This window comes from Paractinoplanes polyasparticus (assembly GCF_019710575.1).
GTDB classification, from domain to species: Bacteria; Actinomycetota; Actinomycetes; order Mycobacteriales; family Micromonosporaceae; genus Actinoplanes; species Actinoplanes polyasparticus.
Genome location: NZ_JAHWFK010000126.1, coordinates 1 through 603, shown reverse-complemented (window position 1 = coordinate 603; position 603 = coordinate 1). Strand labels below are relative to the sequence as shown.

1 protein-coding gene and 1 pseudogene are annotated in these 603 nt (G+C 70.3%); both read left to right on the top strand.

Features of this window, described 5'->3' with window-relative positions; all coding sequences use genetic code 11:
- A partial coding sequence (locus KXC43_RS50320; RefSeq protein ID WP_498370585.1) for a beta-xylosidase family glycoside hydrolase occupies positions 1–366 on the top strand: 366 nt, incomplete at its 5' end.
- 46 nt (positions 367–412) lie between these two features.
- Positions 413–603 (top strand): annotated as a pseudogene (locus KXC43_RS50315) (endo-1,4-beta-xylanase); the annotation flags it as partial.

Here is a 603-nt window from a genome sequence, read left to right as displayed (position 1 = left end):
GACCAGTCGGCGTGGATCGGCATCCGCAAGGACAACGGCGTCACCCGGGTCTCGATGACCAACGGCCTCACCATGTCGACCAGCGGCTGGACCACCACGGGCACCGGTGCCGAGGCTGCCGGCGCGAACGTGTCCGGCGGCACGGTCTGGCTGCGAGTCAGCGCGGACATCCGACCCGGATCCGGGCGTACGGCCACCTTCTCGTACAGCACCAACGGCAGCACGTTCACCAACCTCGGCCCGGCCTTCACCCTGAACAACAACTGGCAGTTCTTCATGGGCTACCGCTTCGGCATCTTCAACTACGCCACGCAGGCCCTCGGCGGCTCGGTCACCGTCAACCGGTTCGACCTGACAGCCCCCTAACCCCGCACGCACGCCCCCATCCCCGCTCCCGAAGGCAGTACCCAAGATGATCACTACTGTTCCGCCCGGCCACCGATCACGACCGTCCCGCTGGTGGAGAGCCCCCTTCGCCGCGGCCGCCGCCGCGCTCATCGCCGGCACCACGCTCGCCGTCGCCAACCCGGCCGAGGCCGCGAGCACCCTGGGCGCATCGGCCGCCCAGTCCGGCCGCTACTTCGGCGCCGCGATCGCCGCCGG